The 12,818-nt window shown below is 51.3% G+C and carries 9 protein-coding genes; 6 read left to right on the top strand and 3 right to left on the bottom strand.

Going from position 1 to position 12,818, the window contains the following annotated elements; translation table 11 throughout:
- Positions 1 to 169 precede the first annotated feature (169 nt).
- Positions 170 to 2,041, top strand: coding sequence for an AAA family ATPase (locus CLFS41_RS20825; RefSeq protein ID WP_045093349.1), 1,872 nt, complete (start codon positions 170 to 172; stop codon positions 2,039 to 2,041).
- Positions 2,042 to 2,192: 151 nt separating this feature from the next.
- On the opposite strand, the gene CLFS41_RS20820 is transcribed toward CLFS41_RS20825, so the two are convergent.
- From CLFS41_RS20820 to CLFS41_RS20810, 3 genes are all read right to left on the bottom strand, one after another.
- Entirely contained in the window at positions 2,193 to 3,632 is a 1,440-nt protein-coding gene (locus tag CLFS41_RS20820) for a carbon starvation CstA family protein (protein ID WP_045093348.1), read from the bottom strand.
- 175 nt (positions 3,633 to 3,807) lie between these two features.
- Positions 3,808 to 4,551, bottom strand: a complete 744-nt coding sequence (locus CLFS41_RS20815) for a LytTR family DNA-binding domain-containing protein (RefSeq protein WP_007863747.1) — start codon at positions 4,549 to 4,551, stop codon at positions 3,808 to 3,810.
- 51 nt (positions 4,552 to 4,602) lie between these two features.
- Positions 4,603 to 6,306 carry a LytS/YhcK type 5TM receptor domain-containing protein gene (locus CLFS41_RS20810; protein ID WP_045093347.1) on the bottom strand — a complete coding sequence of 568 codons (1,704 nt, stop codon included), beginning with the start codon at positions 6,304 to 6,306 and terminating at the stop codon, positions 4,603 to 4,605.
- Positions 6,307 to 6,551: 245 nt separating this feature from the next.
- On the opposite strand from CLFS41_RS20810, the gene CLFS41_RS20805 reads away from it, so the two are divergent.
- The 5 genes from CLFS41_RS20805 to hisC all read left to right on the top strand — a co-directional run bounded on the left by CLFS41_RS20805 (position 6,552) and on the right by hisC (position 12,803).
- Positions 6,552 to 6,944 (top strand): GntR family transcriptional regulator, encoded by a 393-nt coding sequence (locus CLFS41_RS20805; RefSeq protein WP_007863751.1) that lies wholly within the window; start codon positions 6,552 to 6,554, stop codon positions 6,942 to 6,944.
- A complete protein-coding gene (locus tag CLFS41_RS20800; RefSeq protein ID WP_045093346.1) occupies positions 6,937 to 7,836 on the top strand; it encodes an ABC transporter ATP-binding protein in 900 nt (299 codons plus the stop codon). The genes CLFS41_RS20805 and CLFS41_RS20800 overlap by 8 nt, the downstream gene beginning before the upstream one ends.
- The gene (locus CLFS41_RS20795) at positions 7,811 to 10,204 is read left to right on the top strand and encodes a DUF6449 domain-containing protein (protein ID WP_045093345.1); all 2,394 of its coding nucleotides are present in this window, start codon (positions 7,811 to 7,813) and stop codon (positions 10,202 to 10,204) included. Before CLFS41_RS20800 ends, CLFS41_RS20795 begins: the two co-directional genes overlap by 26 nt.
- 316 nt (positions 10,205 to 10,520) lie before the next feature.
- On the top strand, positions 10,521 to 11,708 hold the full coding sequence (locus tag CLFS41_RS20785) for a pyridoxal phosphate-dependent aminotransferase (protein ID WP_045093343.1): 1,188 nt from the start codon (positions 10,521 to 10,523) through the stop codon (positions 11,706 to 11,708).
- A 33-nt stretch (positions 11,709 to 11,741) separates the two neighbouring features.
- Complete coding sequence (gene hisC, locus CLFS41_RS20780) at positions 11,742 to 12,803, top strand: histidinol-phosphate transaminase (protein WP_045093342.1); 1,062 nt, start codon at positions 11,742 to 11,744, stop codon at positions 12,801 to 12,803.
- Positions 12,804 to 12,818: the final 15 nt, after the last annotated feature.

Raw genomic sequence — 12,818 nt, 5'->3', positions numbered from 1 at the left:
TCCAGCGGCAGCAGGTGTGACATGATGGCGGAAATCCCGGTCCAGCGGCAGCAGCCCGGCCCGGTGATATCCGTTGGTATCATAAGGTGAATTCAGGGGTTGTTCCGATGTGTTCTATGGCGTATACTGGTAGAAAGAACATATGACTTTTATAAGCGGGGGCAACCATATGCAGCTTACCTATTTACACATACGCAACTTTAAATCCATCCGCGACCTGGAGATCCGTGATATTGACAGGGCGCTGATTTTGGTAGGTAAAAATAATACAGGAAAGACCTCTGTGCTGGACGCGGTATGCGCTGTGTGCGGATGCTATCAGATCCAGGAACAGGACTTTAATGAGAAAAGGCAGGCGATTCGCATTGATGCTGCCTTTTCCATAGAGGAGGGGGATCTGGAGCAGTTTCACCGGAGAGGCGTTGTGAGCCAGTACCGGCGTTATGATGTGTGGAAGCGGGTGTTTGGGGAGCGGCTCCCCTCCTTCCGGGACGGTGAGCTGTGCTTTACCTTTCATGTGAACCTGGACGGCCGGGTGCGGTATGAAGATCTTTACCGCAAGAATAACCCCTATATCCCCATGGTCCTGCCCCATATTTACCGGATCACCGCGGAACGGGAATTAAACCAGCTGCAGAATGACCTTTTGATGTTCCAGGAGGATGAGGAGTTAAGGCGGCTCCGTTCAGGGACCTGTATCTTTGAAGGAGCCAAGAAATGCAACCACTGCTTCCAGTGTATTGGCCTGATTAACAAGAAAAAGCCGGAGGAGCTCACTGCATTTGAGACGGCACGTTTGCTGGAGTATAAGATCTACCAGCTGAACCTCAGCGAGTTTTCCAGAAAGGTCAATGAAAATTTTTACAAGAACGGCGGTTATGAGGAGATCCAGTATACGTTGAACTGCGACACGGACCAGCTGTTTTCCGTTGAGGTGACGGCCCACAACCTTCAGAGGGGCAGTGTAAAGCCGGTGGAACTGATGGGAAAGGGGATGAGGAGCATCTATATGCTGTCCCTGCTGGAAACCTATATCAGCGAGCAGAGCCGCATTCCCAGCATCATTGTGGTGGAGGACCCGGAGATATTCCTCCATCCCCAGCTTCAGAAGACCTGCAGCGAGATTCTGTACCGGCTTTCAAAGAAAAACCAGGTCATTTTTAAGACCCACAGTCCTGACCTGCTTTTTAATTTCAGCATCCGCCAGATCCGCCAGGTGGTGCTGGATGAGGAGCGGTATTCCGTTGTCAGGAAAAAGGCAGATTTGGGAGAAATCCTGGATGACCTGGGGTATGGTGCCAGCGATCTGCTAAATGTAAGCTTTGTGTTCATTGTGGAGGGGAAACAGGATAAGAGCCGCCTGCCCCTGCTTTTGGAAAAGTATTATTCCGAGATAAATGACTCAGAGGGCAAATTTTCCAGGATATCCATCATTACCACCAACAGCTGTACCAATATAAAGACGTATGCCAACCTGAAATATATGAATCAGGTGTATCTTGGGGATCAGTTTCTGATGATCCGGGACGGGGACGGTAAGGACCCGGAGGAACTGGCATCCCAGCTGTGCAGGTATTATGATGAGCGCAGCCTGGAGGATGTGGACCGTCTCCCCAAGGTGACAAGGCGCAATGTGCTCATATTAAAATATTATTCCTTTGAGAACTATTTTTTAAACCCATCCATTATGGCAAAGCTGGGGATCGTGGAGAGTGAGGAGGCATTTTATAAAACCCTGTATGACAAGTGGCGTGAATATCTTTACCGGATACGAAGCGGACAGCAGTTAAAGGAGATCATGGGGCGGGATTTTACATCTTGCCAGGATATGAGGGAACATATGGAAGAGATCAAGACCTATATGAGAGGCCATAATCTCTATGATATATTCTATGGGCCCTTCAGGGAGCGTGAGCAGGAGATTCTCAAGGCATACATAGACATGGCGCCCAGTGAAGAGTTTAAAGATATACTGGAGGCTATTGACAGGTTCGTATATTTTGACAGCCGTAAAAAGGAAGATGCAATTGCCGATAAATGATTGCCAGCAAAATGGGCCGACAGGAAAATCCTGCCGGCCCTATGATCATTTTATGCCTTGCATTTTTTTATGTATACAGGTGAAACCGTACTATACGCCAAGCCGTACTGATGCGCCAGACTGTACTGATGCGCCAGGCTGTACTGATACGTCAAGCCGAATATGCATCCTCCGCAGATGGGGACTCCGCGTTCTTTCCCTTGCCCATCACACAGGTATAGACAAAGGTTCCCAGGCAGACAGCGGCAAAAAGGATGCCCACCGGATAAGCAATGGCGGTGGAGAGCTGGAAGCCTTCCTTGGCCATCAGGATATAGGTACAGGACACGGCCGACATAAAGGTTGCAGGAAGGGCCGTAAGCCAGTAGAAGCGTTTCCTGCGGAATAAATACACGCTTGCGGACCAGAGGGCGATCATGGCCAGTGTCTGGTTGCTCCAGGAGAAATATCTCCACACTACCTGTACATCAAACTGGGTCAGGACAGCACCTACGCCCAACAGAGGGATGGTGAGCATGAGACGGTTTTTAACAGGCTTCTGGTCCATCTTAAACCAGTCAGCCAGTGTAAGCCTTGCGCTCCTGTATGCCGTGTCGGCGGAGGAGATGGGGCAGGCGATTACGCCGATCATGGCGATCACTGCGCCCACAGGCCCTAAAAGCTTAAAGCAGATCTCATAGACAACCGCAGACTGTCCGTTTCCAAGTGCATTCAACAATCCGCCTGTGCCATCGTAAAAAGCAACTCCTGCCGCTGCCCAGATCAGGGCGATAATGCCTTCAGCGACCATGGCGCCGTAGAATACCCGGCGTCCGTCTTTTTCATTGGTAAGACAGCGCGCCATGAGGGGAGACTGGGTTGCATGGAAACCGGAGATGGCGCCGCAGGCAACGGATATGAACATGGTCGGCCAGATGGGGGTGCCGGAAGGATGCAGGTTGGTCAGGGAGATCTCAGGTATATGGTATCCGCCCAACAGGATGGCGCCTCCTACTCCAAGTGCCATAACAATAAGACAGATTCCGAAAATAGGGTAAATCTTTCCGATCACCTTGTCTATGGGGACAAATGTGGCAATAAAGTAATAAACCAAGACAACAACCAGCCAGAATTTGGCGTCCAGGACCTGAGGGGTCAGCATGGCCAGAAGATTGGCCGGGCCTGTGGAGAAGCTGACGCCTACCAACACCAGGAGTACCACGGAAAACACGCGCATAACCTGTTTCATGGCATCGCCCAGATAAGTTCCCGTGAGCTCGGATACGCTGGCTCCCTTGTGACGCATGGACATCATTCCCACCATGTAGTCATGGACACCGCCGCCCAACAGGGTACCAAAGGTGATCCAGAGAAATACGCTGGGTCCCCAGCATGCGCCTGCCAGGGCGCCGAAGATGGGACCAAGGCCCGCGATGTTGAGAAGCTGGATCAGGAAAATACGGGGAGTGCCCATGGGGACGTAATCACTGCCGTCCGTCATGGTAAGTGCCGGTGGTTTGCGGTCGTCAGGACCAAATACTTTTTCAGCCACCTTGCTGTACACCATGAAACCGCCGATTAAAAGTGCCAGACATACAAAGAAACTAATCATAAACCTACCTCCTGTTTGATAAATCGTTCATTTGTCATGTCTTAATTGTACTGAAATATATACAAAAGAAAACACTTTTTGCATGAACTGCAGTACTAAGTGCACAAACGACACCTATAAATGAATGAACGGAAGCTGTGAATGCACAAACGGAAGGTTTATCCTCAACGGTATCTTAGATCCCCAATGCCTGTCTGAGGCTTTTCACCTTTTCCCTTCCCACGGGCAGGATATCTTTTTCATATCCCATCATCTTAACGGCCAGACTATTGTTGGCCCATGGAAACATTTCCGTGATGTGGCTGAGATTGACAAGATAGCTCTTGTGGATGCGGTAAAATCCGCAGGAGGCCAGCCTTTTCTCATATTCCCCCAGCAGCTGGTTCTCTGTGTAATCCCCGTCCGTGGTGTGTATGACACAGCTGCGTCCGGCGGTCTCAATGTATACGATCTTATGTATATCCAGCAGCACAATGGTCCGGTTTACATTGACGGCCAGCCGGCCAACCGGCAGGGAGCCGGATGGACTGTTTATATCTTCCCCGGCAGGACATGAGTGCTTTAGATCCAGTTGGCACTTTTCCAGGACCCTGCGGACACGGTCCGGGTCAAAGGGCTTTAGGATGTAGTTGTTCACGCCCAGTTCAAAGGCCTTGACCGCATACTGGGAGTAGGCGGTGGCAAATACGATCTGGGCGTCCGGAAGTATGCGCCTGGCGGCAGCGGCCAGGGTGGTCCCTTCCATATCATTGAGATTGATGTCCACAAAGAGCAGATCAAAGGACTGGGCGCTTATAAGTTCAAGGGCCCCGGCCCCGCTGTCCGCCTCCTCGATCCGGCTGTCCGGCAGAACGGACAGGATCTGATGGACCAGTTCTTTTCTTGACGGCCGTTCGTCATCGATCACAGCTATTTTCATATGTAAAAATTCCCCCTTGTCTTGTGGTTTGTCCAAAACCGCGCAAAGCTCTTACGAATACAGCGGTTCCTGGTCCGGTTCCGGCTGCATGGGAACCCTGAACCATACTCTGGAGCCGTCCTGGGATGATTCGATCTTCAGACCATTGTCCTCACCGTATATGCTTTTCAGGCGCCGGTGCACATTTTTCAGGCCCACACTGCCTTTCCCCTCATTGCTGTAGAGTTGTTTGACGGCTTCCATGGGAAAGCCGGGACCTTTGTCGGTCACGGCGATCTCCACGGAATTGCCCGCCCCATGGGCGCTGATGGAAACGCTTCTTTGCCCCCTTTTGTCCGCTCCGTACCGGACCGCATTTTCCACAAGGGGCTGGAGGATGAAGGAGGGAACCATGCAGTTGATGTCCTCCTCCACATCCATGGTGACCTGTAATTTCTCCTCAAACCGGGCCTTCTCCAGCTCCAGATAGCTGGAGACATGGTAGAGCTCTGTGTGAAGGCTCAGCATATACTGGTCGTTTTCCAGTGTCTGCCTGTAATAGGAGGAGAGGGTGCGTATCAGTTCCCTGGCCCGCTCCGGATTTTCCCGGCACACATAGGAGATGGTATTAAGGGCATTGTAAAGGAAATGCGGGTTGACCTGGGACTGCAGTGCCTTAAACTCAGCCTTGCGCCGCAGCTGCTTCTGGTAATCCAGGTCGGAGAGCTCCAGCTGAGTGGAAAAAAGCCTGGCCAGCTCCGAGGCGAAATTCAGGTTGGACTGGGAGGTATGCCAGTGTTTTCTCACCACCATGGTCAGGCTGCCGATGGGTTTATCCATCTCGATCAGGGGCGCGGCCACGATAATGTGGTTTTTCAGGATGTGATACAGGGGGTCCGGTTTTTCCGCATAGGAAAATGTAGTGGGCTTTTTATTGTGGATGGAGTCCAGTATGGGTTTTAATATGGCATCCCCTTTTAGATCATTGTACCGGGCATCCCCCTTCATGGCCAGGATCCTCTGGGTATCTGTGATCATGACAGCAGCACAGGCGGTGGAGTTGTAGATGATCTCAGCCGTGGCTTCCATGTCCCTTGCGCTGTAAAGACCCTTTCTCAGATGGGGAAGGCTCTGTTCCACGATTCCCAGAGCCAGGCGCATCTTTTCAGCAAACTGGCTGTCCTCCTCCATAAATACCATGTTAAAGGTTGCAATAAAAACAACCATTCCCAGGGCGTTCATGATGATCATGGGAAATGCGATCAGCCGGACCAGTTCCAGGGCGGCAGGAAAGGGCTTGGAAATAAGGAGGATGATGAGCATCTGTCCCACCTCGGCCAGGGCCGTGATCAGGAACACGCCTGTGCTGTCTATCTTTCCTGCCTTAAAACGTCTGGAAAAAACGGATCCGATCAGTCCTTCCACAAATGTGGATACGGCGCAGGATACGGCTGTAAATCCGCCGATATCAAAAAGATAGCGGTGCAGCCCTCCGATGATGGCGGCGCCCATGCCCACATAGGGGCCGCCTAGGAGCCCGGCTGCCAGCACACCGATGACCCTTGTGTTTACAATGGCTCCCTGGGCACGCACGCCTGTATAGGTGGAGAAGATGCTGACAAGGCCAAAGATAACTGCCAGTGCAGCACGGCTGCCAATGGGGTTGTTATCACCCAAAAGCATACTGCGGACAACGGGAATCTTGGTGAGCAGCGTGGCGATGAGAACCAGCAGCCCTATGTTTAAAAGCAGGCTGAAAAACATGGTATTGGGCATAGGAGGCCTCCTTGTGATGATTTTATGGTACTATCAGTATACCAAATATTTGCAGAACAGGGAATCTTAAGAAAATCTTTTATTGTTTTTCCCGGAAAGATATGGTAATCTAATGTCGAAGATAACTGTACTAATATAATTAATACAGATAATACGCCTGTGCCATTGAAATAAGGTGTTCTTTCGGAGTCTCCGAGAGTACGCCATATAGGCCGGGTGAATTTCCGGAAAGGGGGAAAGAAGGGATGATCGTACTGGACTACAGGGACCGGAGGCCTTTGTATGAGCAGGTGGTGGAACGGTTCCAGGAACTGATGTTTAACGGAGTACTTCCACAGGACTCACAGCTTCCTTCGGTGCGCAGCCTGGCAACGGAGCTTTCCATCAATCCCAATACCATCCAGCGCGCATATGGAGAGCTGGAGCGGCAGGGATACATTTATTCCATCAAGGGTAAGGGAAGTTTTGTGGCTGACAGCAGCCGCCTAAGGGCGGGCATGCTGGGAGAATGGAAGATCCGGTTTGAGTCCTCGGTAAGCGAGGGCATAAAGATCGGGGTCACGGAAGAAGATATGACAGGGATCATAGAGAAAAAATACCGTGAGTATATGACAGAAAGGGGAGAGAGGCATGATTGAAGCAGTGAATCTGACCAAGCGGTTTGATGATATTATGGCCGTGGATCACTTGAACGCCACCATAAAGGACGGAAGCGTCTTTGGCTTGATCGGCACCAATGGGGCCGGCAAATCCACCTTCCTCAGACTGGCAAGCGGGGTGCTGAAGCCGGATGAGGGATGTATCACCATAGACGGACATGAGGTATTTGAGAATACATCTGCAAAAAAGCGTTTTTTCTATATATCGGACGAACAGTTTTTTTTCAGCAACACAACACCTTTGGAGATGATGCACTATTACAGAAAAATCTATGAAAAGTTTGATGAAACCAGGTTTCACAAGCTGATGCAAAGTTTCGGACTGGATGAAAAGCGTAAGATACACACATTTTCCAAAGGCATGAAGAAGCAGGTTTCCGTTATCTGCGGCGTGTGCGCTGCCACGGACTATCTGTTCTGTGACGAGACGTTTGACGGATTGGATCCGGTTATGCGCCAGACGGTTAAAAGCATATTTGCAGCTGACATGGAGGACAGGAACCTGACTCCCATTATCGCGTCCCACAACCTGAGGGAGCTGGAGGATATCTGTGACCACGTAGGTCTTCTCCACAAGGGAGGGATCCTTCTTTCCAAGGATCTGGATGACATGAAGCTGAACATTCATAAGGTCCAGTGTGTGCTGCAGCCTGACATGAAGCCCGAGGACCTGGTGGCTCTTGACAAGGTGAGCATTGAACAGAGGGGACGGCTGTGCACGGTTACGGTGCGGGGGACCAGGCCGGAGATAGAGGCGATCATGTCCTCCTATGATCCGGTGTTCTTTGAATGCATCCCTCTGTCCCTGGAGGAAATATTTATCAGTGAAACGGAGGTGGCTGGTTATGACATCAGGAAGCTTGTACTTTAAGTTGTTAAGGGAGGATTTAAAGCGCCGCGTATGGGCCATTGCCCTGGTTTTCCTGGCGTTCTTCTTCTCACTGCCCATCGGCCTTGCACTCTCCATGGAGAACGCGGCCAATACGGATTATTTTATATATAACGGATACAGAAACTTTGTCCAGGACGGTTCCCTGCCCGATGACCTGTTCCAGGCCAAGCTGCTGGAACTGAAGACAAAGGTGGTGCTGAGTGATGCGGCCTTTGGAAACGGCCTGATCGTATTCCTGCTCATTGTGGCGGCCGTGGTGATCGGTGTATCCAGCTTCTCCTATCTGCACAATAGAAAGAAGATCGATTTTTATCACAGCATTCCTGTGAGAAGGGAGATCCTGTACAGCACACAATATACGGGGGGTATCCTGATCGTGGGCCTGTGCTACCTGATCAACCTGATCCTTATGCTGGGAGTGGCCCTGTCTTACGGCGTGCGCCTGGGAAGCCTGATCGGACCAATGGCAGGCGGCTGGGCGCTGAACATGCTGTATTTCCTTCTCATGTATGCAGTTGTGGTGGTTGCCATGATGATGACAGGAAACATGGTGGTGGGCCTCCTGGGCTCCGGCGTATTCTTTTTCTTCCTGCCGGCGATCATGATGCTTCTGGCAGCATACTGTGAGACGTTTTTCCTGACCACGGCCAGAAGTATGTGGAGTTCCGAGGATTCACCTTTTATGTGGGGCATGAAATACCTGTCGCCCTTCAGCGTATACATGACTGCCCTGAGCTGGGGCGTGAAAAACATAGGAAAACATATACCTGAACTCATATGCACAGGCTTCGGATTCCTGGCGTTTTCACTTCTGGGGCTTCAGCTCTACCGCAAGCGTCCCTCCGAGGCGGCGGGCAGAGCCATGGCGTTTAAGCGTACCATGGCGCCGATCCGCATGATCCTGGTCATTGGCTGCGGCCTTGCCGGCGGTATGTTTTTCTGGTCCCTCCAGAGCAATTTAAAATGGGGGCTGTTCGGAATTGTGGTGGCCGTTATACTGACCCACTGCATTGTGGAGATCATCTATCATTTTGACTTTAAGAAACTGTTCGGCCATAGGGTACAGCTGGTCATCTGTCTGGCGGCAGGCGTGCTGGCATTTTTAAGCTTCCGTTATGACTGGTACGGATATGACTCCTACATGCCTCAGGCCGACCGGATCGCATCCGCCAGCCTGGAGATCGGCATTGACAGCAACTGGCTGGACAGCCGGGAGATCACCATCAGTGACAGCGGAGAGTTTGGAGTCACCTACAAAGCAGCCTACGAAGAAATAGAGAAAAATATGAAGCTCACCGATATGGGACTGGTGCTTCCCATTGCGGAAGAGGGGCGCCGCAATGCCATTGAAGACAGGAAGGTGCGCCTGGGCAGCAGCAGGACACCGGCATACGCAAACACCCGGGTTTCCTATATCGGAGGGGCGGACGGCCCCACATCCGTCTTTGTGGCAGGGAAAGTGGCGGGAGAGGAAAACGAGACCGACAGGCAGATGTACTATACCAATGTGACTGTTAACTACCGCCTTACAAACGGACGCCGGGTCAGCCGCGCTTACAGCCTTTATCTTTCCGACATAATGGATACCTATGAGAAGCTGTACAGCCAGACTGATTATAAGACGGGACTGTACCGCATCCTTTCCCAGACGCCTGAACAGCTGAGCCGGGCGTATTACAAGGAGGCGGGGACCATCGCCTACACCGCGGAGGAGGGCAGCGTGCTGACCGAACTGTTAAAAGCCTATCAGACAGACCTTATGGCCCTGGATACACAGACAAGGATCCAGGAAGCCCCCATTGGAAGCATCTGCTTTGTGACAAAGGACTCGGTTCATTATCTGAAAAAAGGGATCGAAGATTCCCTGTACAAATACAGGGGCGGTTACTGGGATTACAGGGTAGAGGACTTTAACCAATACTGGCCCATTTATCCCTCATTCACCCGCACCATCCAGATACTGGAGAGCCAGGGTGAAAAACCGGGAACCTTTTTTGCCCCAGAGCAGGTAAAAGAGATAACCATCAATGTCCAAAACCTTTTAAAATCATCCTACAGCGACATACCGCAGGATGAGGAACTGGCAGAACTGCGGAAAAAGAATCCCTATTACCAGGAAGACGGAAGCCTGCACTTCACAGACGCCCATGACATTGCCCTGCTTATGGATGCCATGATGGAGGAAGAATACTATCAGATGGATCAGTTCCATCAGCCGGCAGGAGGGTTCTCATACTGCCAGATCGAGCTGAAGGGCAATCAATATGTATCCGGCCTCATTATGGAGGACCGGGTGACGCCTGAGATGCTGGATCTGTTTGCCGGGATTCCCATGGAAGTGGAGTAGGCCGGTCAAATATAACAAAGCCGCGGCCGCCATCTGATATTCGATGGCCCGCGGCCTTTTAGATAACCCCAGAGAGCCTTTTGCACAATTTCGGCGGCCGGGCCGTTTCCCGGAGTCTCAGACCTGCCAAGCCCGCCGCCGTATCCGCCGCCCCATCCCCATTCTTCTCATTGGTCCACCTCTGCCTTCTCCCCATCCCACAAATCCCAATTTTCTTTTTATTGACAATCCCCAAAAGGAAAGCTACAATCATATCAACAGAAGGGCCGGTCCGTATGAGGGGTCTGCCGACAGGGAGAAAGAGAGGACATAAGATATGATATCAGAGAAGATGAAACCATTGGTGAACAATAATTCCGCTATCCGTGCCATGTTTGAGGAGGGCAAGAAGCTGGCTGCCATTTACGGGGCGGAGAATGTATATGATTTTAGCCTTGGCAACCCCAATGTGCCTGCGCCGGAGGCTGTGAATCAGGCGATCTGTGATATCCTGAAGGAAGAAGAGTCCACTTTTGTCCATGGCTATATGAGCAATTCCGGGTACGAGGATGTGAGGGACACCATTGCACAGTCCCTGAACCGCCGGTTTGGAACCGCTTTTCACCAGAACAATATTATCATGACCGTGGGCGCTGCCAGCGGCCTGAATGTGATCCTAAAGACGATCCTCAATCCGGGGGATGAGGTCATTGCGTTTGCCCCATACTTTGTGGAGTATGGCAATTATGTGCGCAACTATGACGGCAATCTGGTGGTGATCTCTCCCAATACAAAGGATTTCCAGCCGAATCTGGAGGAGTTTGCCCGGAAGATAACACCTAAGACAAAGGCTGTCATCATTAACACGCCCAACAATCCTACCGGGGTGGTGTACTCTGCTAAGACCTTGACCGATATGGCGGATGTCCTGAGAAAGAGGGCGGCAAAACTGGGGACCGAGATCGTGCTGATCTCTGATGAGCCGTACCGTGAGCTGGCCTATGATGGGGTGGAAGTGCCCTACGTGACAAGATTTTATGACAATACGGTTATCTGCTATTCTTACAGCAAGTCATTGTCACTGCCCGGAGAGCGTATCGGCTACCTGGTGATCCCTGATGAGCTGACAGACAGTGAGGAAGTGTTTAACGCGGCTACCATTGCAAACAGGGTAATGGGAGCGGTGAATGCACCATCCCTGATGCAGCGCGTGATCAAACGATGTGTGGATGAGCAGGTGAACCTGGAGGCATATGACAGGAACAGGAACCTTTTGTACAACGGGCTCAGGGATATGGGCTTTGAGTGCATTAAGCCGGAAGGTGCATTTTACCTGTTTGTGAAGTCCCCGGAGCCGGATGAGAAGCAGTTTTGCGCCAACTGTAAGAAGTATAATCTTTTGGTGGTGCCGGGCAGCTCCTTTGCGTGTCCGGGATATGTGAGGATCTCCTACTGTGTATCCTATGGCCAGATCGAGCGTTCCCTTCCGGCCTTTAAGAAAGTGGCGGCTGATTACGGCCTTTGATTCATCGGGATCATTAAGAGAGGAGTGCAGAGTATGAGACCATGGGAAGCAAATGTCCGCAGGGTGGTTCCCTATGTACCGGGGGACCAGCCTAAGGGCAGTAAACTGATAAAACTGAATACCAACGAAAATCCGTATCCCCCGGCGCCGGGAGCGGAGAGGGCCATTAGGGAGATGGACACGGACCGGCTGCGCAAGTATCCGGACCCCACGGTTTCAGATCTGGTGGAGGTATTGGCGGAGTACTATGGGGTAGGGACGGACCAGGTATTTGTGGGAGTTGGATCTGATGATGTGATCGCCATGTCCTTTCTTACGTTCTTTAATTCCCCAAAGCCGGTGTTGTTTCCGGATATTACGTATTCTTTCTATAAGGTGTGGGCGGACCTTTACAGGATCCCCTATGAGACACCAAAGCTGGATGGGGATTTTTCCATCATTCCCCGGGATTATAAAAGGGAGAACGGAGGAGTGATCTTCCCGAACCCCAATGCGCCTACGGGCGTCTATATGCCCCTTGACCAGGTGGAGGATATCATAAAGGCCAACCAGGATGTGGTTGTGATCGTGGATGAGGCATATATAGATTTTGCAGGCCCTTCCGCCCTTGGGCTGATCGGGACCTATGATAACCTTCTGGTGGTGCAGACCTTCAGCAAATCCCGTTCCATGGCCGGACTGCGGATAGGCTTTGCGGTGGGAAACCCAGCCCTGATCAAGGCACTGAACGATGTGAAATATTCCTATAATTCTTATACCATGAACCTGCCCTCCATTGTGATGGGAGTGGAGTCTGTAAAGGACAGGGAATATTTTGAGGACATAACAGGGAAAATAACAGCTACCAGGGAACGGGCGAAGATCCGCTTAAGGGAATTGGGATTTACATTCCCGGATTCAAAGGCCAACTTTATTTTTGCATCCCACAAAAGCGTGCCCGCGGCACAGATATTTGAAGCTCTCAAAAAGGAGCAGATTTATGTGCGGTATTTTGATGGGGAGAGGCTGGACAACAGCCTGCGCATCAGTATTGGAACGGATGAGGAAATGGAAACGCTGTTTGCATTTTTGGAACGGTTCCTCGGGGAGCAGTGAGAGATGACAGAGACA

Origin of the sequence: Clostridium sp. FS41 (assembly GCF_000954015.1) — a bacterium.
Lineage (GTDB): Bacteria > Bacillota > Clostridia > Lachnospirales > Lachnospiraceae > Enterocloster > Enterocloster citroniae.
The sequence above is the reverse complement of the archived record's forward strand: the minus strand, read 5'-3'. Positions and strand labels throughout refer to the sequence as shown.

Bases quoted from the DNA above. Each gene is read 5' to 3' on its own strand.
- CLFS41_RS20825 (WP_045093349.1), top strand. From the start codon at position 170: ATGCAGCTTACCTATTTACACATACGCAACTTTAAATCCATCCGCGAC.
- CLFS41_RS20820 (WP_045093348.1), bottom strand. From the start codon at position 3,632: ATGATTAGTTTCTTTGTATGTCTGGCACTTTTAATCGGCGGTTTCATG.
- CLFS41_RS20815 (WP_007863747.1), bottom strand. From the start codon at position 4,551: ATGAAAATAGCTGTGATCGATGACGAACGGCCGTCAAGAAAAGAACTG.
- CLFS41_RS20810 (WP_045093347.1), bottom strand. From the start codon at position 6,306: ATGCCCAATACCATGTTTTTCAGCCTGCTTTTAAACATAGGGCTGCTG.
- CLFS41_RS20805 (WP_007863751.1), top strand. From the start codon at position 6,552: ATGATCGTACTGGACTACAGGGACCGGAGGCCTTTGTATGAGCAGGTG.
- CLFS41_RS20800 (WP_045093346.1), top strand. From the start codon at position 6,937: ATGATTGAAGCAGTGAATCTGACCAAGCGGTTTGATGATATTATGGCC.
- CLFS41_RS20795 (WP_045093345.1), top strand. From the start codon at position 7,811: ATGACATCAGGAAGCTTGTACTTTAAGTTGTTAAGGGAGGATTTAAAG.
- CLFS41_RS20785 (WP_045093343.1), top strand. From the start codon at position 10,521: ATGATATCAGAGAAGATGAAACCATTGGTGAACAATAATTCCGCTATC.
- hisC (WP_045093342.1), top strand. From the start codon at position 11,742: ATGAGACCATGGGAAGCAAATGTCCGCAGGGTGGTTCCCTATGTACCG.